The organism is Novosphingobium sp., from assembly GCF_049240505.1.
Classification (GTDB): Bacteria; Pseudomonadota; Alphaproteobacteria; order Sphingomonadales; family Sphingomonadaceae; genus Novosphingobium.
The window spans coordinates 1-23,933 of record NZ_JBMLSM010000122.1 but is presented as its reverse complement, the minus strand read 5'-3'; the positions used below and the strand labels follow the sequence as shown (position 1 = coordinate 23,933).

The following is a 23,933-nucleotide window of genomic DNA, read 5'->3' as shown; positions in this document are numbered from 1 at the left end:
GGTCCCCCTCCCCCAGAGGGGGAGGATCGGGTGCATCGTTCGCTCCTCGCCAAACACTATCCCAACGACCTGCTCGTTTCCGGCTTCGACATCCTGTTCTTCTGGGATGCGCGCATGGCGATGCAGGGGTTGCACTTCATGAAGGAAGTGCCGTGGAAGAAGCTCTACCTTCACGGCCTCGTCCGCGCTGCCGATGGCGCGAAGATGAGCAAGTCCAAGGGCAACGTCGTCGATCCGCTGGGCCTGATCGACAAGTACGGGGCCGATGCGCTGCGCTTCTTCATGTGCGCGATGGAGAGCCAGGGCCGCGACGTGAAGATGGATGAACGTCGCGTCGAAGGGTATCGCAACTTCGCCACGAAGCTGTGGAACGCCGCGCGCTTCTGCCAGAGCAACGGGATCACCGGCAGCACATCGGTTGCCGCGCCTGCCGCCACCTCTGCGGTCAACAAGTGGATCATCGGCGAGGTGGTGGAAACGGTCGCCGCGCTTGATCAGGCGATGGCCGACCTGCGCTTCGATGCGGCGGCGAACACCGTCTATCACTTCGTGTGGGACCAGTTCTGCGATTGGTACATCGAACTGGTAAAGGGCAACTTCGACGCCGAAACCCGCGCCGTGGCAGGCTGGGTGCTCGACCAGATTCTGGTGATGCTGCACCCGTTCATGCCGTTCGTGACCGAAGAACTGTGGCACGCGCTTGGGGATCGGGATGGTGAACTGATCGTAGCCGCTTGGCCCGATCCGCAAGCCTCGGTAGATTCGGCGGCAAAGCGTGAAGTCGAATGGCTGATTACGCTGGTTTCGAACCTGCGCACCGCCAAGAACGAACTGGGCATCGCGCCGGGGGCGAAGCTGGATGCCTATCTGCCCGAACCTTCGGCACAGACGCGCGGCATCATCGAAGCCAATCCTGCAGCCGTCGAACGTCTGGCCCGCCTCAACGGCATTCGCTTTGAAGCGGCACCGGCAGGGGCAGCGATGCAGGTGGGCGCAGGCGACGCCAACATCGTGGTGCCGTTGGAAGGCGTGATCGACATTGCTGCCGAGAAGGCTCGTCTGGAAAAGGCGCTGGCCACCGCGCAGAAGGAAGCCAAATCGCTCGAAGGGCGGCTGGGCAATCCCTCTTTCGTGGAAAAGGCCAAGCCCGAAGCAGTTGAAAAGGCCCGCGCCGATCATGCCATGCACGCGGCTGAGGCCGAACGTCTGGCAGCGGCGCTGGCGCGGTTGGGGTAACTCCCCTCCCCCTTGATGGGGGAGGGTTACGCAGACTTGGCAGCTTGCTGCCTAGTCGAAGTTGGGTGGGGGTGCCCGGCGCTGCGTCAAGACACCCCTATCCAGCTGCGGCTAGGCGACAAGTCGCCAAGCCTTCGCATCCTTCCCCCATCAAGGGGGAAGGAGTAAGGGGCGGCAATGTCTATCGTATTGGCAACCGTGAACCCCGGCGAGGCGGAGGTTTTTTCCTCGTTGCAGGGTGAAGGCCTTGGGCTGGGGCGGCCTTCGGTGTTTGTGCGCCTGAGCCGCTGCAATCTGGCCTGCCGCTGGTGCGATACGGCCTACACCTGGCGGTTTTCAGGCGACAATCGCCCGCACCGTGACGAGGTGGCGTTCGAACGGGCGGAAAACCAGATCGCGATGAGCGAGGAAGATGCCGCCGCGCTGATCCTTGCCCACCCGGAAGACCGGTTGGTCATCACCGGGGGCGAGCCTTTGCTGCAAGGCGCGGCGCTGGCGCGGGTGGTCGCTCTGTTGAAAGCGGCGCGCCCTGCCCTGCATGTGGAGATCGAGACGAACGGGACCGTGGCGGTGCATCCCGCGCTCGATCCGCTGGTCGATCAGTTCAACGTCAGCCCTAAACTTGCGCATTCGGGCAACGATGCCGCGCTGGCGCTGGTGCCGGAGCGATTGGCCGAATGGGCGCTGGACGCGCGCGCATGGTTCAAGTTCGTGGTGGCATCGCCCGCCGACCTTGCCGAGATTTCAGGCCTGCAGGACCGCTTCGGCATTGCCAGCGATCATCTGTTCGTGATGCCCGAAGGCACGGCGAGTTCGATCCTGCGCGAACGGTCACGCTGGCTGGCAGAGGAAGCACTGGAGCGCGGTTGGCGCTTTACCGACCGACTGCATATCCACCTTTATGGGGATACGCGGGGGACTTGAACGCTCAGGTTCCAAAACCACTGCTGAAAACGAAAGCGCCCCCGCGAAGGCGGGGGCCTCGGTGTTATTACGGAACGCTTGCGTAAACCGGCTGAGGCCCCCGCCTTCGCGGGGGCGCAGGGGTTGTCGAGCGATCAGAACGGGATATCGTCGTCCAAGTCGTCGCCGAAGCCGCCGCCCTGATTCCAGCCGCCCGACGAACCACCGCCACCGGACGAGCCGCCGCCGCTGGACGAACCGCCGCCGTAGCCGCCGCGCGAACCCCCGCCTGAAGAACCGCCTTCGTTCCAGCCACCGCCGGACGAGCGGCCACCGCCGCCGCCCATGCCGCCACCACCAGAACCGCCACCCGCACCATCGAGCATGGTCAGCACGCCACCCATGCCGCCGACCGAGATTTCGGTGGTGTAGCGATCATTGCCCGACTGGTCCTGCCACTTGCGGGTGCGCAGCTGGCCTTCGATATAGACCTTTGATCCCTTGCGCAGGAAGCGTTCGACCACGCCGACGAGGCCGTCGGAATTGATCACCACGGAGTGCCACTCGGTGCGCTCCTTCTTTTCGCCGGTGGCGCGGTCCTTCCAGCTTTCAGACGTGGCGATGCGCAGGTTGGCGATGCGGCCGCCGTTCTGGAAGCTCTTCACTTCCGGGTCGGCACCCAAGTTGCCGACGAGGATGACCTTGTTGACGCTGCCTGCCATCGAATCGTGTCCCTTTTGATCTGGCGGATTGCCTAGCGCATGGGGACGCGCTGCGGCGAGTCACCGAAGCGGCGTTTCCACAGGCGAAGGCTTCGGTTCAGCCCAATCCGGCGGCAGTTGCCGTCCAGAACGTGATGCCCGCCGCCGCATAGGCCCGCGCAAACAGGTAGGCGAGCATGAAGGCCGGCCATTTCCAGCCATTCGTCTCACGCCGGGCAACCGCGATGGTGGAAAGGCACTGCGGCGCGAACACGAACCACGCGAGGAACGCCAGCGCCATCGGCAGGGTCCAGCGCGACTTGAGCTGTTCGCCCAGATCGAGCGCAGCCTGCTCCTCATCCTCGGCCCCGACAGCATAGGTCGTGGCGAGCGAGCTGACGGCCACTTCGCGCGCAGCCATCGCGGGAATGATCGCAAGGCTCATGTCCCGGTTGAAGCCGATGGGTTCGAGCACGACCGACAGGCCATTGGCCAGCGTGCCTGCAACCGATGCGTTGATCTGGTCCTGCCCCGGTTCGGCGCGGGGGAAGTTGAGCAGGATCCACAGCGCGATGGTGACGGTGAAGATCATCGTGCCTGCGCGGCGCAGGAATATCCACGCACGCTGCCACAGGCCCAGCGCCAGATCCTTCACCGTGGGCAACTGATACTTGGGCAATTCCATGATGAAGCCCGAAGCTGCGCCCTTCGTTACCGAGCGGCGCAGCACCAGTGCCACCAGCATCGCGCCAAGAATGCCTGCAACATAAAGGCAGAACAGCACCAAGCCCTGAAGGCCCACGCCCGGTCCCACCGCGCGGTTCGGAATGAACGCGGCGATGATCACGGCATAGACCGGCAGACGCGCCGAACAGGTCATCATCGGGGCAATCAGGATGGTGGTCAGCCGGTCCTTGGGATCGGTGATGCTGCGCGTGGCCATGATGCCGGGGATCGCGCAGGCGAAGCTGGACAGCAGCGGAATGAAGCTGCGGCCCGAAAGGCCGACGCCCGCCATCATCCGGTCCATCAGGAAGGCCGCGCGCGCCATATAGCCGGTCGCCTCCATCACCAGAATGAAGAAGAACAGGATCACGATCTGCGGCAGGAACACCACCACCGAGCCGACGCCCGCAATCACGCCTTCGGTCAGCAGATCGCGCAGCAGACTTTCGGGCAGCGTGGCCTTGGCAAAATCGCCCAGCGCGCCGACGATCGCTTCGATCCCGTCGGCAAAGGGCGTGGCCCAGCTGAACACCGCCTGGAACACCACGAAAAGCAGCGCAAACAGGATCGGTGGCCCCGCCCAGGGGTGAAGGAGCAGCTTGTCCATGCGCGCATGGATGCGATGTTTCGCGGTTTCCGAAAGGATCGCGCCTTGCGCGATCTGGTGCGCCAGCATCCGCCGTTCGGGCAGCGTCACATGCGGGCGCGGGGCAGGATGCTCGGCCTCTGGCCGTTCGCGCGCTTCGCCGATGGCGGCGGCAAGCTCGGCAAGGCCCCGGCGGCGCACGGCGACGGTGGGGATCACCGGCACGCCCAGCGCGGTTTGCAGCGCCGCAGGATCGAGCGTCAGGCCATCGCGTTCGGCCAGATCGACCATGTTGAGCGCGACCACCGTGGGTCGGCCCAGTTCGATCACTTCCTGCGCAAAAACAAGGTGCTGTTCGAGGTTGGAACTGTCGAGCACCAGCACGATCACGTCGGGCTTGGTCTGCCCTTCCTGCTCGCCCATGATGACCTTGCGGGTCACTTCCTCGTCAGGGCTGGTGGCATCGAGGCCATAGGAGCCGGGCAGATCGACCAGTTCTACCGGCTCACCCGAAGCGAGCAGCAGGCGGCCCGCCTTGCGCTCCACCGTGACGCCGGGATAGTTGGCGATCTTCTGTCGCGCGCCGGTCAGCGCGTTGAACAGCGCGCTCTTGCCTGCATTCGGGTTGCCCACAAGAGCGGCAACGGCGGGCATCTTGCTCATGCCGCACCCTTTTCGGAAAGGGCCTCAACCGTCATCGCGCGGGCATGGACGCGGCGCAGGGCCACGGTCATGCGGCCGATCTCCACGGCCAGCGGATCGCGCCCCATGAAAACGCCGCGATAGGCAAGGCTGACGCGCGCGCCCTCATCCAGACCGAGCGCGCGCAGGCGCTGCGCCTCTTCCGCAACGAGCGCGGACCAATCGACGGATGCGATTCGCGCGGGCGTGTTCAGGGGGAGTTGATCGAGCGTCACAGGTTCCCGCTGCCATAGCGCGGGGGTGATTGCAAGTCATTCGCAATAGAATTGCTCTAGATCAAGAAAACGGCAGAAAATGCCTCACGCCGCCGGGTAGCGCAGCCTTCCCAGCAGGCGCATCAGCGAAAAGTTTTCGTCACGGGGCTTAAGCAACTTGGCCTTCGCCTTTTCGAACTGCATCACGTTTTCGATACGGCGATCAAGGAACGTCCGGGTATCGGCGTGCCCTTCGCTGCTGTCCTGCGCAAAGTAGGCAAGCGTCGCCGCATAGATCGAACCGAGCGTCATGCGCTTGGTGTAATGGTTGTAATCGGTGGCCGTATCACCGGCGAGCCGCCACATCGCGTCTGCGCTGGACCAGCCAAGGCGCGTGGCGGCGGGCACGTTCTGCGGCATGGCCATGATCGCCAGCGCACGGCGCAGCGCCTCTTCCTTGCCCACCAATGCGTCGAGCCGGAACTGCACGAGACGACGGATACGCTCGCGGATCGGCAGGTTGCCAAGCTGGCTGGCGGGCAGCGCTTCGGCCATATCGGCATCGATCCGCGCGATCCACGCCGTGATCATCTGCATCGCACCGCCATCGAAGGCGAAAGCGGCCAGCGCCGGATCCACGCCTTCGATTTCCGCCGCAGCAGCAACTGCCGCAGGCTTCCAGCCATCGAAAGCCGCACCTTCGGCAATGGCCGGAGCGAGGCGGAGGCGCAGGGCGTGGAGCGAGGTATCGTCGGTCATGCCTTCATCCTCAGAACGAAGGACCATAGGTTTTCTTGGGCGCGGCGCCACCGGCTTCCTTGGCCGACCTTTCGATCTCGCCCAGCACGGCGCTGCCCTTGTCCAGCATGGCATAATCGCGCGCGGAACGGCCCGAATTGTCCGGGCGGTCGGGATTGGCCCCGGCCTTGATCAGCATCCGCACCAGCGCCAGATCCTTACGGTGGACGGCGCTGATCAGCGGCGTTTCGCCGGTGTTGTTCGCTTCATCGATGCGCGCGCCGGACTTTATCAGTTCGTCCACGCCTTCGATGAAGCCCATTTCACAGGCCAGCACCAGCGGGGTAACACCGCGATTGTCGCGCGCGTTCACGTTCGCGCCCTTGGCGATCAGGAACTGCACCCAGGTAAGATCCCGGCGCGCGGTGACAATGTGCAATCCGGTCTGCCCGGTGGTGTAATCCTTGGTGTTGACGATCTGTGTGCCCGGCTCGTTCAAAGCCTCGGTCACCTTGTCGCCCTCTTTCTTGCGGACAGCTTCGAGGAACTTGTAGCTGTCGGAGAACTGGGCCTGCGCAGGGATAGCGGTGGCAGCGGCCAGCAGGATCGCCACGGCGGCGAAAGGCCTGCTGCGGATAATCGAAAACATCAGTTCCTCCTGTTGCGTGCCCCACTGGCCTTGCCGGCCTAGCGGACTCGCCTCTTGCAAGGTCACGGTTAGCAGAGCATGAACCGCCGCGCCATGACCAGCACCTTCAAATCGTTAGCCGTCGCCCTTGCGGCAACCTGCACTTTCGCGCTTTCCGCCTGCGGCGGAGGCGTGAGCGAAAGCCCGCCGCTGGAAGGCGCTGCCATCGGCGGCGATTTCACGCTGACCGGCAAGGACGGCAAGCCGGTAAAGTGGAGCGATTTCGACGGCAAATACCGCATCGTCTACTTCGGTTACACCTTCTGTCCCGATGTGTGCCCGGTTGACCTGCAGAATATCGCACAAGGGGTGAAGCTCTTTGCGCGGGAAAACGCAGAGCTTGCCGCAAAGATCGTGCCGGTGTTCATCACCATCGATCCCCAGCGCGATACGCCGCAGATCATGGGTGCCTATGCCGCGAACTTCGGGCCAAACGTGGTCGGCCTGACCGGCACGCAGGCGCAGATCGATGCGGTCGCAAAGAAGTGGGCCGTGTTCCATTCGCGGCGCGAAGGCGGAACCCCGGATGCCTATCTGATGGATCACAGCCGCGCTGCGTTCCTGATGGGGCCGAAGGGCGAACCGATTGCGCTGCTGCCCGCCGAGCAGAACGGCAAGGCCGTGGCCGCCGACCTTGCAAAGTGGGTGCATTGAGCGCCGACCGCTTCTGGGAAAGGCCGGTAGAGGCCCTGAGCCGCGAACAGTGGGAAGCGCTGTGCGACGGTTGCGGCAAGTGCTGCCTGCACAAGCTGGAAGACGATGCGACCGGCGATGTCTATCACACCAATGTCGCGTGCAAACTGCTGGACCTGAAAACCGCGCGGTGCAGCGATTACAAACACCGCCGCGCCTTCGTGCCCGATTGCCTGCGATTGACGCCCAAGCTGGCCCGACAATTGCCGTGGCTGCCCGATACCTGCGCCTATCGCCTGCGTGCCGATGGCGATCCCCTGCCCGATTGGCATTACCTGATCAGTGGCGACCGGGACGCCGTGCATAGGGCGGGCCAATCGGTGGTGGGCAAGGCCATCAGCGAAACCGTAGCGGGACCGCTGGAAGAGCATATCGTGCCTGCGGACCATTTCGATGCGTGAGCGACGCGGAATGCTCGACTGGCTGCGCAAGGCCGATCCGCGCGCCAAGGAGGCGCCCGCGCCCAAGGGCGTATCGCGGCGCGTGATCGCGGTGGGCGGACGCGATCTGCCGCTGGTGATCCGCAAACTGGGCCATGCCCGGCGCATGACGTTGCGGCTCGCCCCGGATGGCAGCGAAGCGCGCGTGTCCATCCCCGCATGGGGCCGCGTGGGCGATGCCGAAGCCTTTGCGCGTGATCGGGCGGACTGGCTGGCCGGGCAACTGGAGCGTCTGCCCGAAGCGACGGCCATTGCGCCTGATGCAAGCCTGCTGTTTCGCGGCGAAACGCTGCTGATCGACTGGCAGAAAGCTGCGCGTCGCAAGCCAGTGATCGAACAGGGGCGCGTGATCGTGGGGGGACCGGCAGAGGGCCTTTCTTCCCGCTTGCAGAAGTGGCTGGAAAGCGAAGCGCTACGCCAGTGCGCCGAGGATCTGACGCATTATTGCGCCCGTGCTGGAGAGCCACTGCCACGCCTGTCGCTTTCGCGCGCGCAGCGGCGCTGGGGTAGTTGCGCTTCGGACGGTACGATCCGCATCAACTGGCGGCTGATCATGGCGCCGGATTTCGTGCGCCGTTCGGTGGTCGCGCACGAGGTGGCGCACATGCGGCACTTCGATCACAGCCCGGCATTCCACGCCCATCTGGCCGCGCTCTACGAAGGCGAGGTCGAAGCCGCGAACCGGTGGCTGAAGCGCTTCGGGCGCACAGTTTATGCGCCGTTCGGGTGAGAACTAGCGCAATTGCCCTTCAGGCCCTATCTAGGCGCGCATGAAGGGCTTTTTCCGCAATGTCTCCCCGCGCCGCGCCGCCGTCGATCTGTGGGAAGTGCTGGGCGCACCCAGCGAATACCGCGTGGTCGGCCTGCTGATGGCAGCGGCAGTGACTGGCGGTGTGTTCTACGTGATGAGCCAGCAGGGGGGCCGGGGCCTGCCGCGTCCACCGGAAATCGTCTATTTCCCCAGCTTCCTGGAAGGCCGCACCGACGCCGAAATCCTTGCCGAAAACCGTGAGGCAAGTGCCAAGGCCCGCGCCGCCCAGGCCGAGGAGGAAGCCAGCGCAGAGCGGGTGCGCCAGATGTACCGCGCGGTGGGCAACGCCACCGGAGTCGATGCCGACAAGGCCTATCGCGAAGGCAATGCCGAGCGTGCCGCCATCAAGGCAAAGATCGATGCAGAGCGCAAGGCAATCCTCGACCGCAATCTGGTGAAGAACCCGGTGTTCGAGGCTGAACAGAAGAAGTTCAGGGAAAAGTCCGAAAACGCCGGAGAATGACCGCCGCCGAAGATCAGCGCTGGTTGAATGCCGCCGCTGCGCTGGCAGCACGCGGACGCCCGCTAAGCAGGCCCAACCCGGCCGTGGGCGCTGTCATCGTGCGCAATGGCGTAGTCGTTGGCAGGGGTTGGACGCAGGCCGGTGGAAGGCCCCATGCAGAAGCCGGAGCGCTGGCTCAGGCGGGCGCGGCAGCGCAGGGCGCAACGCTTTACGTAACGCTGGAACCTTGCGCCCATGCCAGCGCACGCGGGCCTTCGTGCACCTCGCTGGTGCTGGAAAGCGGGTTGGCGCGCGTGGTGATCGGTGTGGAAGACCCCGATCCGCGCACGGCGGGCAGCGGGATTGCGGCGATGCAGGCTGCGGGAATTGCGGCGGAACTGGTGCCCTGCCCTGCGGCGCGCGAATCGCTGGCGGGATATCTGGTGCGCACGGCCTTGGGCAGACCGCATGTCACGCTCAAGCTGGCGATGTCGCTCGATGGGAAGATCGCGCTGGCGGACGGATCGAGCCAGTGGATCACCGGGCCGGAAGCGCGGGCGCATTGCCATGCTGAGCGGGCGCGCGTCGATGCCATCCTTGTCGGCGGTGGTACGTTCCGCGCCGATGCGCCAAGACTGGACGTGCGCCTGCCGGGGCTTGAACAGCGCAGCCCGCAACGGTTCGTGCTGACGCGGGGCGAAGCGCCCGCAGGCTGGACGGCAGTGGCGGACGTTGCCGCACCCGGCGCGTTCGGAGATGCGCAGTATCTCTTCGTTGAAGGCGGCGCGCAGGCAGCGGCAGCCTTTCTGGCGGCAGACATGGTGGACCGGCTGCTGGTCTATCGTGCGCCGATCATTGTCGGCACCGGGTTGCCGTGCATCGCAGACATTGGGCTGGGGTCTTTGGCCGAGGCACACGGGCGCTGGCGGAATGTCGACAGGCGAACGCTTGGCAGCGATGCGCTGGACGTTTACGAGCGGGTCCGCTGAAGGAGATTTGAATGTTCACCGGGATCGTCACCGAAGTCGGCAATATCCTCTCGATCGAGGACAAGGGCGACCGTCACATCACCATTTCCTGCGCGATGGACCCGGCGAAGATCGCCATCGGTGCCTCGATCGCCTGTTCCGGCGTGTGCCTGACCGTGGTGGATAAAGGCGGCGTGGCCGGTGAAGGCTGGTTTGCGGTGGACGTTTCGGGCGAAACGGTCAGCCGCACGGCCCCCGAACAATGGCAGACAGGCGCGCCGCTCAATCTCGAACCCGCGCTGAAGCTGGGCGACGAATTGGGCGGGCATATCGTGACTGGCCATGTCGATGCGGTAGGCGAAGTGGTAGGCATTTGCCCGGAAGGCGCTTCACTGAAAATCGGCATTTCCGCACCGAAGGAACTTGCGCCCTATATCGCGGCGAAAGGGTCCATCACGGTCGACGGCGTATCGCTGACCGTGAACGAGATTGCCGATCAGACCGACGGTTCATGCCATTTCGCGCTGAACATCATCCCGCACACCGCCGAAGTGACCACGCTGGGAACCTTGGCGCCGGGGCGCAAGGTCAACCTGGAGATCGACGTTCTGGCGCGCTATCTCAAGCGGATGCAAAGCCTCGCCGCGCAGGCTTGAGAGGCGTTTTCTGAACGACACCTAGATGCACCTAGACGCACCCAGGTGGTGCCAAGGTGTTCAGAACGCTGTCCGAATGCCGTTGAATCAGGCGCAACCCAGCACGATCTGCAACAGCTGTTCGGGCTGGTCGCTCATAACGTCGTGGCTCGCCTCTGCCTCGTGATATTCCCACGCGGGATCGTCCTGCACGGCATCGGCAAACTTCGCAAATGGTGTCGGTTGCCACCCATTGGCAAAGACATAAATCCGGCGCGGGATCTTCGCTTCCTCACCCGTAAAGCGCACCGCCTCTACCAGCGTGAGCAGCGGATGCGCCGATAGCACCGGGTTTTCCAAGCCGGGCAGCGGCGCAACTGCGCCGGGGGTGTACTTCTGGCTGCCGATGTAGTGGTCGTGCTCCCACTCTCCGGTCAGATCCCAAAGCGACTGGCCGTCTTGCGGCAGGAAGGCATCGACATAGACGATGGCGTCAATCCGGCTGCCGAGCCGCGCGGCAACACCGGTAATCACCATGCCGCCCCACGAATGGCCAACCAGCACGAAGCGGTCGACCCCGGCGGCTGCGATCTGGGCGCAAACGTCATCGATGTGCGTCGTCAGCGTGATGCTGGGGTGAAACTCTGCCTTGCGGCGGCCGAGGCCGGTCAGGTCGGCGGCGAGGACGCGGTGACCGGCAGCGGTGAGATCGGCTTTCAGGCGATCCCATGCAAAGCTGCCGCCCCATGCGCCGTGGACCAGCACGAAGTCGGTCATTGATTGATGCCGTGCTTCTTGTTGTAGCCGTGCAGCCATTCGAGCGTCTTGGTGAGGCCGCCGAAGGGATAGAAATGCAGGCGAACCTTGCCGTGTTCAGCGCCAAGGCCGCGCGCAAAGGCATCGACCAGCTTGTCCGGACCGGCGGTGCCGAGCAGGTTCGTGACCGAGATGCCGTATTTCTTGAGCACCGAGGTGGACGCGCCGACGCCGCAACGTGCGGCAAAGGCAAGCAAGCGCTTGATCCCGGCAGGACCGGGCACGCCGATACGAACCGGCGCATCAATGCCGCGCGCGCGCAACTCCTTGAGCCAGGCGAGGAAAGCGTCAGGATCGAAGCCGAACTGCGTGACGATCAGCGGGGCCATGCCGCGCGCGGTGATATCGGCCACCTTCTTTTCGAGCACGGCCCAGCATTCGGCCTCGGTCATGTTCGGGTGCCCTTCCGGGTGCCCGCCGATGCCGATGGCCTTGATGCCGGAGCGCTCGAAAGCCCCGGTAGCAATCAGCGCAGAGGTATCGAAATAGGGTCCGACAGGTTCGGGCGGATCGCCCGCGACGATGAAGCAGCGCTCGACACCGGCCTGTTCGACCACGGCGCGCAGGTAGCCTTCGAAATCGTCTTCGGACGTGATCCGGCGGGCGGAGAAATGGGGCATCGGCTCAAAGCCGAGTTCGCGCACCGCAACCGTGGCGGCAACGCGGGCAGCCACATCCTCACCGGGGAGGAAGGTAACCGCGATAGGGGTTTCTGCCGGGATGAGCGGGGCGGCATCGCGCAGCGACGCTTCGTCCTTCGCCGTCATCTCAAGCGAGAAACCATCGGTGATCCCGTCGGGCGCCTTGTCCCAGTTGGGATGAATTTGGGGTGTTGCCATGATCGGGATCCTCATGTGTTGAAGGCGACCCGCCCGGCCACCTTTGCGGTGATCCGGGCGGAGCCTGTTTCAGCTTGCCTTAGCGAGCCGTGCGCCAGCCTTCGGCGTAGTTTTCACGCGCAACGCGGCTGTACGGCACCGGCGATACGATCACGCGGACGTTCAGCTGCTTGTGCGGTTCAACGGTGGTCTTCTTCGTGCCGCCGTTTTCTTCACCCCAAACCACGTGCAGTTCGGTGCCGAACGGGATTTCAGGATCGATGGTGGCCAGCGAAAGCGCCTGCTTTTCGTTGTAGGAGAAGCCGGTGAACATCGAGAGGCCCACAGTCTTGCCATCGGCATCGACCACGCGATCATAGTTCGACGACGCATAGTTCGCGAGCGGAACGTCGAAGAACTTGTAGGCTTCACCATCCGGGTTGAACATCGAAGCCATGATCTTGGCCATGTCTTCAGGATGCCATGCCAGCGTCACCTTCTTGCGCTGTTCGGCAGGGTTCAGGGCTTCGAGAGCTTCACGACCGTGGAAATCGTGGTCGAACTTCACGAAGTTGCCGTAACCCAGTTCCCACGGATTGAGGTAGTAGTCTTCGATGTTTTCCGAGACGAACGAACCGCCGATCGAACCGGTGGCTTCGTAACTGTCAGCGGCCAGCCATTCGCGGAAGCCCTTGAGCTTTTCGCCAGTGTAGATGGCGGGCAGCGGCGACGGGATCCAGCCCGATTCCAGCGTGTTCGACGGATAAGCGCGGCTGCCGCAAGCGATCAGGCCGAATTCCTTGCCAGCTTCCAGAATGGCGGCGCGGATTTCTTCCTGCTCTTCATACGGACCCCAGATTTCAAGGCCCGGTGCGCCCGACATGCCGTGGCGCAGCGTCTTCACGGTCTTGCCCGCGATGTTCATCGTGGACATGTTGAAGAACTTGAGCTGTTCGAGCGGGCCGCCGTGCAGCTTTTCGATCACGGCCCATGCGTTCGGACCCTGGATCTGGAAGCGCCATTCCTTGCGCGTCACGGGCTTGCCCATCGGGCGCATCGGCGAACGGTCGTCCAGTTCGATTTCGACGTCATAGCCGCCGGTAGCAGCGTGGTAGCGCAGCCAGTTGGAAGCAGGCGCGCGACCGACGTAGGTGAAGCTCTGTTCTTCTTCCCAGAAGATGATGCCGTCACCGATGACGTGGCCATAAGGCGTGGTCGGCACGTACTGCTTGGCCTTGTTGACGGCCCAGCCCTTGGGGCTGTTGATCATGGTGTCGGACAGCAGCTTCAGCGCGTCCTTGCCACGGATATAGAGGTTCACCATGTGGTGCGACTGGTCGAACAGCACGGCGCTGTGCTGCCATGCCCACTGTTCCGAACGCCAGTTCGAGAATTCCGGTGCGACGACCGGATAGACATAGGCACCCAGCTGCGAGTTGCGCAGCATTTCGACCACATTGCCGTTCTCGTTGATTACCTCTTCGAGGTTCTTTGCCATGTTAAACTCTCCCGACTGTGAAATGGCAGGTTGGAAAAAGACACGTTGAAAAACTTGTATGCAACACATACAATCTCAGCAGAGATTCGCAATGGGAAATGTTGCGCCTTATGAGCGCCGCACACACGGGAGAGATTTTGATGAGCGCATCGCTGATTCTGACGCTATCTTGCGAGGACAAGCCGGGGATCGTCTCGCGCGTTACGGGCAACCTGTTCGAAGCAGGCGGCAACATTCGGGAAGCGCAGCAGTTCGATGACCCGTTGAGCGGCAAGTTCTTCATGCGCGTGGTGTTCGATCCGGGCGATGCTTCGGTCGATCAGTTCCGTGCAGCATTTGCGCCCGTTGCGCAGCAATACGCGATGGAATGGAACCTTCGTGACACATCCGTGAACCGCAAGGTGGTGCTGATGGTCAGCAAGTTCGATCACTGCCTTGGCGATCTGCTCTATCGCACGCGCATCGGTGAACTGCCGATGGATGTGGTGGCGATTCTGGGCAACCATCCAAAGGAAGCGCTGAACATCTCGCTGATCGGCGACATTCCGTATTACCACCTGCCCATCACCAAGGACACAAAGCCGCAACAGGAAGCCGAAGTGAAGCGCATCGTTACCGAAACCGGCGCGGAACTGGTGGTGCTGGCGCGCTATATGCAGATCCTTTCGGATGATCTGGCATCCTTCCTTTCGGGCCGCTGCATCAACATCCACCATTCGTTCCTGCCGAGCTTCAAGGGTGCCAAGCCCTATCATCAGGCCCACGCGCGCGGGGTGAAGATGATCGGCGCGACCGGTCACTATGTAACAGCCGATCTTGATGAAGGTCCGATCATCCATCAGGACGTGGAAACGGTGACCCATGCCGACAGCCCGGAAGATCTGGTGCGCAAGGGCCGCGATGTGGAACGCCGCGTTCTGGCCGAAGCGGTGCGCCTCCATCTGGAGGACCGCGCGCTGGTGAACGGCAACAAGACGGTCGTATTCAAGAGCTGAGTGTTTTGATCAGTTGAGATCAGACGGCGGCGGAGGCAGATTGCTTTCGCCGCCGTTTTTTTGCGGGAGAGAGGCAATGCACGTCAACGCGCTGGATCATGTCAACATCATCACCGACCGGCTCGACGAGACGGCCAACTTCTATCAGGCGCTGCTCGGCCTTGAACGGCGTGACGCGCCGCCACCGCTCACCCCGCAAAACGCGCAGTGGATGTACGACGCTGGCGACAAGGCCATTGTTCACATCAACGCGGTGGACTGCCCGCGCGCCTATGACCGCGATGTGCAGCCGGGGTCACTGACGGGGGCGATTCATCACGTTGCGCTGAATTGTTCGGGTTACGACGATGCGCTGCTGCGCATTGAATCGATGGGACTGGATTGCCAGACCAACTTTGTTGCGGCCATTGGCCTACGTCAGATATTTACGGCTGATCCGAATAACGTGTTGCTGGAACTGAACTTTTTCGGGGATTGAGTTGGCGTTGTTTGCTCTCTGGATTGCTTCGTCGCTATGCTCGCAATGACGACAAATAGCGTTCGTCATTGCGAGCATAGCGAAGCAATCCAGAGCGGTTTGCGTCAGCCTGGGATTGCACCTTCCAGCGCATCGGCCAGGTCTTTTGGAAACGACAGATAGGGGCTGTGGTCCGCAGGCAACGTGACCACATTCGCGCCGGGTGAAAAGTGCAGCATCCGGCGCTGGCTGTCGATCGGGATCGTGCGGTCTTCCGTGCATTCGACATAGGTGCGCGGCAGGCTGCCCCAGCGCAGCGGGGTGACATGGACCTTCTGCGCACGCGGGGCATGGGGTTCTGCCAGCAGCCTTGCCATTGCCGCTTCGACAAGATCAGGCGGCGAAAGCTGGGCGAAGACCGGCGCAGCATTTGCCGCATCGATCTCTGTCGCCACACCATCGTGAACCTTGCGGATGATCCCGTCGAACGCGGGATTGGGGCCTTCGAGTTGCTTGAACTCGGCGCGGCTCATGCCATCGGGCAGCATCATCGCGCAGATATAGACCAGCGCGTCCACCGCCGTCGGATCGCGTTCGGCTGCTGTCGACACCACAAGGCCACCGCGCGAGTGCCCTGCCAGTACCACCGGCCCTGCGCCTTGTGCTTTCAGATCGCGGCAATGCTGCGCAGCAAATTCGCCCCAGCTATCCAATGTGACCGCCGCCATTTCCTCTGCCGTGCCACCCATGCCCGGCAGAGTGGGCGCGACGACCGTGTGGCCCCGCGCGCGCAGAATATCCGCAACCAGATCGAAGCACCAACCGCCATGCCATGAGCCGTGGATTAAAACGAAACCAGCCATCAGCGAACTTCCCCCGACCAGACCCGCAGGCCCGGTGCAGTACGGTCTTCACCTTTCAGCGCCTCGGCAATGGCCGGGCGCGCGGTCATCCGGTCGCGCCATTCGCACAGGCGCGGTGCGCGCTTGGCGACTTCCATTTCCGGGAACATGCGTTCGACCATGATGCCACAGTGCGAATAGAAATTGATGTCGGCCAGAGTGTAGGTATCGCCTGCCAGCCATGCGGTTTGCGTGAGCTGCTTCTCCACCTTGTCGAGCGCGTATTCGATCTTGGCCGTCGCGTTGGCGAGATCGGCTTCGGAAAAGCCCGAACGCGCTGTCGCCCATTTCTTGCGCTGATCGGGCAGCGGAATGCTTTCGAGCAGCTTCTCGAAATCGCCGCTTTCGATATTGCGCGCAATCACGCCGACCATGCGATGCCACCCGTGCATCGACACGAAGTTCATCACGTGCTCGTCAACGAACTTGTTCCAATAGCGCATCCGCGCCGCGCCAACCGGATCGCGCGGGCGCAAGGGGGCGTCAGCCGGCTGGGCATCGGGGAAAGCGTCTTCGAGATATTCGTTGATGACCGTGGTGTGCGTGATGATCGCGCCATCATGATCGAGAACCGGCACCTGACCTTCGGGATTGATCGCGGTGAACCAGGGCTGGTGCTGTTCGAACTTGTGCAGATCGATATAGATGCTTTCGTAAGCCAGCCCCTTTTCCTTCAGGGGGATCATCGACTTGAGCGAATTGGCCAGCGGTTCGGCGTGATAGTATTTCAGGTTCATCGGTTCAGACCCTCATGGTGCCGAGCATACCGCCATCGACGGCCCAGCTTTGCGCTGTGACGTGGCTGGCGGCATCGGAAAGGAGGAAGGCGGCGACTTGCGCCAGTTCTTCAGGCTGCCCGGTGCGGCCCTGCGGAACGGCCTTGGCCATCTGCTGCGCGGCTTCAGGCGGCAGGCCATCAAGCATCGGCGTTTCGATCAGGCCGGGAACGATGCAATTGCAGCGCACGCCGAACTCCGCCACCTCGTTCGCCACCGCGCGAGACAGGCCGAGCACCGCGTGCTTGCTGGCGACGTAGCCCGCGTTCATCGGCAGGCCCCGCTCACTGGCAAGGCTGCCGGTGACGAGGATCGAGCCAGTGCCGCGCCGCTTCATCGCGGGGAGAACGTGCTGGATCGCCCAGAACACGCCCTTGAGGTTCACCGCCATGACCGCATCGAAGGCTTCGTCGGTATAGTCCTCGACGGGCGCAAACATCCCGCCGATCCCGGCGTTGAGGAATAGGCCGTCAATCGGGCCGTTCGCGGTGGCCGCATGGTCGAGCGCAGCCTTGAGAGCGGCCTTGTCGGCCACATCGGCGGCGGCGAAAGCGGTGTTGCCGCCCAGATCGCGAGCGGCCTGTTCCAGCAGATCGGCGCGGCGGGCGATAAGCGTAACCTTCGCGCCCGCTGCAACACAACGGGTTGCCGTGGCGCGGCCTATGCCGGTTGAAGCTCCGGTGATGACGATGTGCTTGCCGGTAAGATCGGTCACGTATCGCTCCGTGCGATGAAGGCGGCCCATACCCGCGCCTCGTTGCTATCATGCCCTTCGGGCGACCACTGGCGTTCCATCAAGGCGCGGGCTTCGGGTTCGGGCATCGCGCGATGATCGCGGTTGAGGCGGTAGAAGAAGGCGGAAACGCGCCAGTTCATGATGCAATGGACGTGAAGGGGCTTCGGCCCGTGGTTCAGTGCATCAAGGAACGCGGCGAAATGATCCTCGCCCGGCGCATCGAAGGGAACCGGGATGTGAGTGTAGGCGATGTCGTGCGCGGCCAGCTTATCCCCCTCACCCGCCAGCGCTTCGGGGTGGGTTTCGAGCGCGAGGTTGATGACGTGACGCACGCCCAGATCAGCGAGGCGCGCCACGTCCTTTTCCTCGATCCGGCCGGACGTGGTGGTTTCGGCGTCCAGCCTTTGCCACGCCCGAATGTCTGTCGGATCGGCCACGATGGCGTTCCTGTTCAGGCCAACCCAAGCAGGCGCGCGGCGTTGTCCTTCATGATGCCGGGCATGACCTCTTCCTTGAAGCCGACCTTGAGCGCGGCATCGATCCACTTTTGCGGGTGGATCAGCGGGAAGTCCGATCCGAACAGCATCTTCTTGCGAAGCTGGGTGTTGGCATATTGGATGATCTGCGGCGCAAAGTATTTGGGTGACCAGCCCGACAGATCGATGAACACGTTGTTCTTGTGCAACGCCATCGACAGGCTTTCATCCACCCACGGCCATGACGGGTGGGCAAGGATGATCTTCATGTCGGGGAAATCGACCGCAACGTCATCAACCAGCATGGGCTGGCCATACTTCAGACGCATCCCGCCGCCGCCGGGCATACCGGTGCCCATGCCGGAATGGCCGGTGTGGAAAATGGCGGGCAGGCCGTATTCTGCAATCACTTCATAAATGGGATAGCCGACGCGATCTGCCGGGTGGCAGTTCTGGGCGATGCCGTGGAACTTGAAGCCTTTGACCCCATAGTTTTCGATCAGATCACGCGCCTCGCGCGCGCCGAATTTGCCCTTGTGCGGATCGATCGAGGCGAAGGCGATGCAGATATCATCGTTCTTGAGCGCCATTTCGGCGACTTCGTAGTTCGATACACGCTTGGCCCCCATGCCGCATTCGGCATCGACCGTGAACATACAGAAGGCGATCTGCTGTTCGCGGTAGATTTCGACGATCTCGGGCATCTTGGGACGCTCACGCGGGGCCTTGAAATAGGTGCTGGCCGCGTCGAAGAACTGACCCATCACCGGATCTTCGGGATCGTGGCACGAAATCTCGGCATGGACGTGGACGTCGATCGCCTTGATCTTCGAAAGGTCGATGGGCACAGTGATGTTCCTCTTTGCTCTCTCCCCTTCGGGGGAGAGATACGAAGGCTAGCCAGCTTGTCTGGCTAGCCGAAGTTGAGAGGGGAGTTGCGCACTGCCCCCTCTCCCAACCCTCTCCCCTGAAGGGGAGAGGGCTATGTGACATCAGACCAGCGCGTCTTTCTTGACGGTGATGACCTGCGTGTAGGTGAACTCCTTCAGGCCTTCGATGCCGTATTCAGCGCCGAAGCCCGACTGCTTGTGACCGCCGAAGGGCGCGAAGGGCGAAAGGTGGAGGAACTCGTTGATCCACACCGTGCCGGTTTCAAGCTGTTCGGCGATCTTCACGCCACGTTCCGCGTCCTTGGTCCACACTGCGCCAGCAAGGCCGTAGTCGGAGTTGTTAGCGCGCTGGATGACTTCCTCTTCGGTCGAGAACTTCATCAGCGGCATGACCGGGCCGAACTGTTCCTCAGCCACGATGCGCGCGTCTTCGGGCGGGTTGTCGAGGATGGTGATCGGCACGTAATAGCCCGAGCCCGAAGGATCGACATCGCCGCCCACAAGGAACTTGTAGCCATTGTCCTTGGCGTCCTGGATCAGTTCGCACACGCGCTCGAACTGCTTCTTGTTCTGGATCGGACCAACGCCAGTGCCCTGGTTGGCGCCGTCACCGACCGTCACGCCCTTGGCATATTCGGCAATCGCGGCGCTCATCTCGTCATAGATATCTTCGTGGATATAGACGCGCTTGGCCGCGACGCAGATCTGACCCGCATTGGTGAAGCTGGACCAGAACAGCTGTTCGGCAACCTTTGCCACATCGGCATCGGGCAGAACGATTGAGGCATCGTTGCCGCCAAGTTCAAGCGTGATGCGCTTGAGATCCTTTGAAGCGCCTTCCATGATGCGCTTGCCGGTGGCGGTGGAGCCGGTGAAGGTGATCTTGTCGATATCGGGGTGCGAGGTCATCAACGGCCCAAGCGAATCTTCGCCGGTGATGATGTTGACGACGCCTGCAGGCACGATGTCCTTGATCAGTTCGGCAAACTTCAGCGTGGTCAGCGGCGTGAAGGGCGAAGGCTTGAGCACGATGGTGCAGCCCGACAGGATGGCAGGCGCAATCTTCTGCACGGCCATCAGCACGGGGAAGTTCCACGGCACGATCCCGGCCACCACGCCCACTGGCACGCGGCGTGTGCGGCTGAGGCGCGTGTCGCTGTCCTCGTTGATCGTCTCTTCGAGGGTCAGGGTGGACTGCGCGCTCATGATCGCAGCGCTGGCGCCGATTTCATGCTGGGCCTGATGGTGCGGCTTGCCCTGTTCGCTGGTCAGCAGGCGGTAGAGTTCGTCGAAGTTGGCTTCGACGGCGGCTGCCATGTTGCGGATGACGGCGCGGCGATCATCCACCGGCGTCTTCGACCAGGTTTTGAACGCGGCCCGCGCAGCTGCAACGGCACGGTCCAGTTCGGCAGCGCCACAGGCAGGAACACTGCCGATAACCTGTTCGTTCGCCGGGTTGACGACATCAAGCGACGTGGCGGTGGTGACAAGTTCACCATTGATCAGATTGGGATAAAGCTGCGTCATGATTCTCTCCAAGGGTTATAGTTGCTATGAGTCATAGCAATCTTGTTAGCGCCCTTCCAGTGCCTTGTCCTCGTTGGCACGTTTAATCACGTAATGGCGGATCGATTCGATCTGCTCCTTGGTCATATATTTGCCCCAACCGATCATGCCGTTGTCGACCAGCGCACCATCATGCACGACGGTTTGCCACGCACCGGCATCGGCATTGACGCCGCTGTGGCGCAGATCGGGTAGCAGACCGCCGATTGCTGCATCGCCGTGGCAAACGGTGCAATACTTGCCGTAAAGATAGCTGCCCTGCGCAATCGTGGCAGGGGTGCCAACGGGCGCGGGCGGATCGAGCGGGCGTTCTTCGAACGGCGGCGCATCGGGCAGCTTGCCCTTGCCACCCAGCTTGAACACCAGAAGGCGGCTGATGTTGCGGACAGGGCCGGACTTGTCAGCCAGCACGCCGGTTGCCAGCGGCCATACGCCGCCCCAGCCTGCGAGCACTGCGACGTACTGATCGTTGCCAGCCTTGAAGGTAACGGGCGCGGCCACGACGCCGGTCTGTGCCGGGAATGACCACAGTTCCTTGCCGTCCTTGGCGGAATAGGCCACAAACGTGCCTTTGGCGTTGCCCTGGAACAGCAGGCCGCCGGCCGTTGCCAGCAATCCGCCGTTCCACGGTCCCGCAAACGGAATGCGCCAGCGCTCCTTCTTCTCTACCGGATCCCACGCGACCACAGCGCCCGTCGTGGCGGCCCTTGCCGCTTCGCGCGCTTCCTTGATCGCTGGCATCGCACCGGCAGAACTGTCCAGCCCGACGTTGAAGCCAACGGCCTGCGGCTTCCAGTCCTTTTCAGGGAAATAGGGATAGGCTGCGAACTGCGCCGGGATGTAGACCAGACGATTGTTCGGATCGAAGGCCATCGGGTGCCAAGAATGGGCGCCTGCCGCGCCGGGCGTGCTGATGAACGGCTTGCCCGTCTGGTCATAGCGCGCTTCGGGATTCTCGATCGGACGACCATTGGCATCCAGCCCCTTGGCCCAGTTCACCGGGGCATAGGCGTTGCCCGAAATGAACTTTCCGTTGGTGCGGTCCAGCACATAGAAGAAGCCGTTCTTGGGTGCCTGCATCAGCACCTTGCGCGGCTTCCCGTCAATTTCGAGGTCTGCCAGAATGATGTGCTGCGTGGCGGTGAAATCCCAGGTCTCGCCCGGCGTTTCCTGAAAGTGCCAGGCATACTCGCCGGTCTTGGCCTTGATCGCCACGATGGACGACAGATAAAGGTTGTCGCCGCCGCCGGGCGAACGATACGCCTGATTCCACGGGCTGCCGTTGCCGACGCCGATGTAAAGCAGATCAAGCTCAGGGTCGTAGGCCATTGCATCCCACACGGTGCCGCCACCGCCCAGCTTCCACCATTCACCCTTCCAGGTGGCTTCGGCCTTCTTGAGATACTCTTCATCGTTCTTTCCCGGCATGTCGGGGACGGTGTAGAACCGCCAGACCTGCTTGCCGGTTTGCGCGTCATAGGCCGTAACGTAGCCACGCACGCCCATTTCAGCGCCGCCATTGCCGATGACGATCAGCCCGCCAATCGCGCGCGGCGCCCCGGTGATGGTATAGGGTTTGGACTGATCGACCGTGACGGTGGACCACACCTGTTTGCCGGTGTTGCGATCCAGCGCGATAAGCCGCCCGTCCAGCGTGCCGAAATAGAGCTTGTCGCCCCATGCGGCCATGCCGCGGTTCACCACGTCGCAGCAGGCCTTGACCGCGGTTTCGCCCGGCACCTTGGGATCGAACTCCCACAGCAGTTTGCCCGATACCGCGTCATAGGCCTTGGCCTTGGACCACGCGGTGGTGATGTAGATCTTGCCATCAATCACCAGCGGCGTGGCTTCCTGCCCACGCGCGGTGTCCATATCGGCGGACCACGCCAGACCCAACTGACCGACGTTTTCTGCCGTGATCTGGGTGAGCGGGCTGAAACGCTGCTCGTCATACGTGCGGCCATAGGACAGCCAGTTCGCCCCATCGCCCGCGATGATCTGCTGTGCATTGACGCCGGCATCGGCATTGGCAGCCATCGTGCACGCGGCCAGCGGCAATGCCAGCGCCAGTGTTCCTGCGAGCACGAATTGCAACTTGCGGTTCAAACGCATCTTAAACCCTCTCACCCAGTCCGGTTATCGCCGGATCAATTCACCATGCGGTCGCTGTTGCCCCAGTACGGAGCGCGCAGCGCCTTCTTGTCCATCTTGCCCGCTGCGGTGCGCGGAATCGAGTCCACAAACTTGACAGATTTAGGCGCTTTGACCCCGCCCAGCTTTTCCTTGGTATAGGCGATGATGTCTGCCTCGGTGATCCCGTCTGCAACCACCACGGCGTGAACCTGCTCGCCCCACTTTTCATGCGGAATGCCGAACACGCAAGCCTCGCGCACGGCAGCGATCTCGGTCACCGCAGCCTCGACCTCGGCGGTGAAGACGTTGAACCCGCCCGACACGACCATGTCCTTCTTGCGGTCCACGATATAGAGGTAGCCGTCCTTGTCGAACTTGCCGACGTCACCCGTGTGGTGCCATCCGAACTTGCGGATTTCAGCGGTTTCTTCAGGCTTTTCGAAGTAGGAATGCGTTACCAGCGCGCCACGCACGCAGATTTCGCCCGCCTCGCCCAGCGGCACTTCGTTGCCATCATCGTCCAGCAGCGCAACCTTGATCGAACGCGAAGGCTTGCCGCAAGCCGCCAGCTTTTCGGGTGCTTCCATCGCGAACTTGGCGACGTCTTCCGGCGGGAACCATGCCACGATCATCGGGCATTCGACCTGGCCATAGGACTGACACATCGCCGGGCCGAACACTTCGACGGCCTGGCGCAGCTTTTCGGGGCTGCAGGGCGAGCCGACGAGGATGAAGATGCGCAAGCTGGAATAGTCATGATCGCCGAGTTCCGGCGATGCAAGCAACTGATAGAGCGCGGTCGGCGGCAGATACATGTGCGTGACCTTGTACTCCGCGATGGTGCGCAGCACGCGCTCGGCATCGAAGCCGGGCAGGATCACCTGCGTGGCACCAAGGCTCAATGTCGAAAGCGCAATCGGCCCCGCAGCGTGGGTAATCGGCGCAGAGACCAGCGCCACGGGAGAATCGGTGCGCCCGCCCATGCCGTCGGCGGCGGTCTCGATCATGGTGCCCCAGCCGAGGTTGGTGACGTTCGCGCCCTTCGAGGGACCAGTTGTGCCACCGGTCGGGAAGATGCCGACCATGTCCATCAGGTTGCCGAACGCGTCGATCTCGGGCTCGACGAAATCGGCCTCGCTCACGCCCGCAATGAACTCATCAAGGCTCGGGTCATCGCCCATGCGCTTGTCGAGGCAGACGAAGTGCTGGAGCGTGGGGCACAGGTCCTTGAGCTGCTGCACCTCGTCAGCCTTGGACGAGTGATAGACCAGCCACTTGAGGCGCACGTAGTTGATGTAGGCAGCGTTGGCGTCGATGGCGTTGCGGGTATTGACCGGAATCCACTTGCCGTTGGCACGCCACATGGCCAGCAACACGACGAGCAGCATGCCATCGTTCGGCCCATAG

At 62.8% G+C, this 23,933-nt stretch carries 26 protein-coding genes; 10 read left to right on the top strand and 16 right to left on the bottom strand.

The annotated features are described in order from the left end of the window. Both ACOVQ0_RS10545 and ACOVQ0_RS10540 read left to right on the top strand, forming a co-directional pair. The coding region (locus tag ACOVQ0_RS10545) for a class I tRNA ligase family protein (RefSeq protein WP_421884026.1) at positions 1-1,236 on the top strand (1,236 nt) is incomplete at its 5' end. Between the two features lie 177 nt (positions 1,237-1,413). Next, entirely contained in the window at positions 1,414-2,160 is a 747-nt protein-coding gene (locus ACOVQ0_RS10540) for a 7-carboxy-7-deazaguanine synthase QueE (RefSeq protein WP_421884023.1), read from the top strand. 134 nt (positions 2,161-2,294) lie between these two features. On the opposite strand, the gene ssb is transcribed toward ACOVQ0_RS10540, so the two are convergent. The 5 genes from ssb to ACOVQ0_RS10515 all read right to left on the bottom strand — a co-directional run bounded on the left by ssb (position 2,295) and on the right by ACOVQ0_RS10515 (position 6,435). Next, on the bottom strand, positions 2,295-2,861 hold the full coding sequence (ssb, locus tag ACOVQ0_RS10535; protein WP_421884020.1) for a single-stranded DNA-binding protein: 567 nt from the start codon (positions 2,859-2,861) through the stop codon (positions 2,295-2,297). A 97-nt stretch (positions 2,862-2,958) separates the two neighbouring features. Further along, positions 2,959-4,815, bottom strand: a complete 1,857-nt coding sequence (gene feoB / locus ACOVQ0_RS10530; RefSeq protein WP_421884018.1) for a ferrous iron transporter B — start codon at positions 4,813-4,815, stop codon at positions 2,959-2,961. After that, on the bottom strand, positions 4,812-5,069 hold the full coding sequence (locus ACOVQ0_RS10525) for a FeoA family protein (protein ID WP_421884016.1): 258 nt from the start codon (positions 5,067-5,069) through the stop codon (positions 4,812-4,814). The genes feoB and ACOVQ0_RS10525 overlap by 4 nt, the downstream gene beginning before the upstream one ends. A gap of 84 nt (positions 5,070-5,153) precedes the next feature. After that, positions 5,154-5,807: a COQ9 family protein gene (locus ACOVQ0_RS10520; protein ID WP_421884013.1), complete on the bottom strand. Its 654-nt coding sequence runs from the start codon at positions 5,805-5,807 to the stop codon at positions 5,154-5,156. A 10-nt stretch (positions 5,808-5,817) separates the two neighbouring features. After that, the gene (locus ACOVQ0_RS10515; protein ID WP_421884010.1) at positions 5,818-6,435 is read right to left on the bottom strand and encodes an ankyrin repeat domain-containing protein; all 618 of its coding nucleotides are present in this window, start codon (positions 6,433-6,435) and stop codon (positions 5,818-5,820) included. Positions 6,436-6,528: 93 nt separating this feature from the next. Here ACOVQ0_RS10515 and ACOVQ0_RS10510 point away from each other — a divergent pair, with 93 nt between their 5' ends. From ACOVQ0_RS10510 to ACOVQ0_RS10485, 6 genes are read left to right on the top strand one after another with little or no spacing between them, the layout of a single operon-like run. Beyond that, a complete protein-coding gene (locus ACOVQ0_RS10510) occupies positions 6,529-7,128 on the top strand; it encodes an SCO family protein (protein WP_421884006.1) in 600 nt (199 codons plus the stop codon). Next, complete coding sequence (locus ACOVQ0_RS10505; protein WP_421884003.1) at positions 7,125-7,568, top strand: YcgN family cysteine cluster protein; 444 nt, start codon at positions 7,125-7,127, stop codon at positions 7,566-7,568. The genes ACOVQ0_RS10510 and ACOVQ0_RS10505 overlap by 4 nt, the downstream gene beginning before the upstream one ends. Positions 7,569-7,578: 10 nt before the next feature. Next, a complete protein-coding gene (locus ACOVQ0_RS10500) occupies positions 7,579-8,337 on the top strand; it encodes a M48 family metallopeptidase (protein WP_421884028.1) in 759 nt (252 codons plus the stop codon). 40 nt (positions 8,338-8,377) lie between these two features. Continuing rightward, entirely contained in the window at positions 8,378-8,881 is a 504-nt protein-coding gene (locus ACOVQ0_RS10495) for a hypothetical protein (protein ID WP_421884000.1), read from the top strand. After that, positions 8,878-9,849 (top strand): bifunctional diaminohydroxyphosphoribosylaminopyrimidine deaminase/5-amino-6-(5-phosphoribosylamino)uracil reductase RibD, encoded by a 972-nt coding sequence (ribD, locus tag ACOVQ0_RS10490; RefSeq protein ID WP_421883997.1) that lies wholly within the window; start codon positions 8,878-8,880, stop codon positions 9,847-9,849. The genes ACOVQ0_RS10495 and ribD overlap by 4 nt, the downstream gene beginning before the upstream one ends. A gap of 11 nt (positions 9,850-9,860) precedes the next feature. After that, positions 9,861-10,484: a riboflavin synthase gene (locus ACOVQ0_RS10485; protein WP_421883994.1), complete on the top strand. Its 624-nt coding sequence runs from the start codon at positions 9,861-9,863 to the stop codon at positions 10,482-10,484. A gap of 87 nt (positions 10,485-10,571) precedes the next feature. Here the strand turns inward: ACOVQ0_RS10485 and ACOVQ0_RS10480 are convergent, their stop codons facing one another. The 3 genes from ACOVQ0_RS10480 to ligM form a co-directional block, all read right to left on the bottom strand. After that, positions 10,572-11,240, bottom strand: coding sequence for an alpha/beta fold hydrolase (locus ACOVQ0_RS10480; RefSeq protein ID WP_421883991.1), 669 nt, complete (start codon positions 11,238-11,240; stop codon positions 10,572-10,574). Next, entirely contained in the window at positions 11,237-12,118 is an 882-nt protein-coding gene (locus ACOVQ0_RS10475) for a methylenetetrahydrofolate reductase (protein WP_421883988.1), read from the bottom strand. Before ACOVQ0_RS10475 ends, ACOVQ0_RS10480 begins: the two co-directional genes overlap by 4 nt. A 79-nt stretch (positions 12,119-12,197) precedes the next feature. After that, positions 12,198-13,595, bottom strand: coding sequence for a vanillate/3-O-methylgallate O-demethylase (gene ligM, locus ACOVQ0_RS10470; RefSeq protein ID WP_421883985.1), 1,398 nt, complete (start codon positions 13,593-13,595; stop codon positions 12,198-12,200). Positions 13,596-13,735: 140 nt separating this feature from the next. On the opposite strand from ligM, the gene purU reads away from it, so the two are divergent. Further along, on the top strand, positions 13,736-14,590 hold the full coding sequence (gene purU, locus ACOVQ0_RS10465; protein ID WP_421883982.1) for a formyltetrahydrofolate deformylase: 855 nt from the start codon (positions 13,736-13,738) through the stop codon (positions 14,588-14,590). Positions 14,591-14,666: 76 nt separating this feature from the next. Then, positions 14,667-15,068, top strand: a complete 402-nt coding sequence (locus ACOVQ0_RS10460; protein WP_421883979.1) for a VOC family protein — start codon at positions 14,667-14,669, stop codon at positions 15,066-15,068. 104 nt (positions 15,069-15,172) lie between these two features. Here ACOVQ0_RS10460 and ACOVQ0_RS10455 read toward each other — a convergent pair whose 3' ends face one another. The 8 genes from ACOVQ0_RS10455 to ACOVQ0_RS10420 form a co-directional block, all read right to left on the bottom strand. Continuing rightward, positions 15,173-15,910 carry an alpha/beta fold hydrolase gene (locus ACOVQ0_RS10455; RefSeq protein ID WP_421883975.1) on the bottom strand — a complete coding sequence of 246 codons (738 nt, stop codon included), beginning with the start codon at positions 15,908-15,910 and terminating at the stop codon, positions 15,173-15,175. Beyond that, on the bottom strand, positions 15,910-16,686 hold the full coding sequence (locus ACOVQ0_RS10450; RefSeq protein WP_421883972.1) for a glutathione S-transferase family protein: 777 nt from the start codon (positions 16,684-16,686) through the stop codon (positions 15,910-15,912). The genes ACOVQ0_RS10455 and ACOVQ0_RS10450 overlap by 1 nt, the downstream gene beginning before the upstream one ends. 4 nt (positions 16,687-16,690) lie before the next feature. Next, on the bottom strand, positions 16,691-17,440 hold the full coding sequence (locus tag ACOVQ0_RS10445; protein WP_421883970.1) for an SDR family NAD(P)-dependent oxidoreductase: 750 nt from the start codon (positions 17,438-17,440) through the stop codon (positions 16,691-16,693). Next, positions 17,437-17,898 (bottom strand): hypothetical protein, encoded by a 462-nt coding sequence (locus tag ACOVQ0_RS10440; RefSeq protein ID WP_421883968.1) that lies wholly within the window; start codon positions 17,896-17,898, stop codon positions 17,437-17,439. Before ACOVQ0_RS10440 ends, ACOVQ0_RS10445 begins: the two co-directional genes overlap by 4 nt. 14 nt (positions 17,899-17,912) lie before the next feature. Further along, positions 17,913-18,785: an amidohydrolase family protein gene (locus ACOVQ0_RS10435; protein WP_421883965.1), complete on the bottom strand. Its 873-nt coding sequence runs from the start codon at positions 18,783-18,785 to the stop codon at positions 17,913-17,915. 144 nt (positions 18,786-18,929) lie between these two features. Next, complete coding sequence (locus ACOVQ0_RS10430) at positions 18,930-20,354, bottom strand: aldehyde dehydrogenase family protein (protein WP_421883962.1); 1,425 nt, start codon at positions 20,352-20,354, stop codon at positions 18,930-18,932. A gap of 45 nt (positions 20,355-20,399) precedes the next feature. Next, a complete protein-coding gene (locus ACOVQ0_RS10425; RefSeq protein ID WP_421883959.1) occupies positions 20,400-22,505 on the bottom strand; it encodes a PQQ-dependent dehydrogenase, methanol/ethanol family in 2,106 nt (701 codons plus the stop codon). 35 nt (positions 22,506-22,540) lie between these two features. After that, a partial coding sequence (locus ACOVQ0_RS10420; RefSeq protein WP_421883956.1) for an AMP-binding protein occupies positions 22,541-23,933 on the bottom strand: 1,393 nt, incomplete at its 5' end.